Origin of the sequence: Psychrobacter sp. GW64-MNA-CIBAN-0177 (assembly GCF_040309585.1) — a bacterium.
Lineage (GTDB): Bacteria > Pseudomonadota > Gammaproteobacteria > Pseudomonadales > Moraxellaceae > Psychrobacter > Psychrobacter okhotskensis.
In genome coordinates this window covers 1-267 of the sequence record NZ_JBEOOY010000286.1, presented here as the reverse complement: position 1 = coordinate 267, position 267 = coordinate 1, and the positions used below count along the sequence as shown (strand labels likewise).

Sequence of the window (267 nt, the reverse complement as noted above, 5' to 3'; positions counted from 1 at the left end):
CTAATATATCAATATGACGCATTGCCGACTCTAGCATCGCCGCGCCAGTTGGTTCACTGTATTTACGTTGAATTTCTTTTTCTAACGAGCCTGCATTAACACCAATACGAATAGGGATGTTATGATACTTAGCACATGCCACTACTTCTCGTACTTTAGCATCGCTACCGATATTACCAGGATTGATACGCAAACAATCCGCACCTGCTTCAGCAACAGCAAGCGCGATTTTATGGTCAAAATGCACATCAGCAACCAGCGGCACAC

The 267-nt window shown here is 44.2% G+C and carries 1 protein-coding gene; it reads right to left on the bottom strand.

From position 1 onward, the window contains the following. The coding region (locus AAEY79_RS15105) for a flavodoxin-dependent (E)-4-hydroxy-3-methylbut-2-enyl-diphosphate synthase (RefSeq protein WP_352289257.1) at positions 1 to 267 on the bottom strand (267 nt) is incomplete at both ends.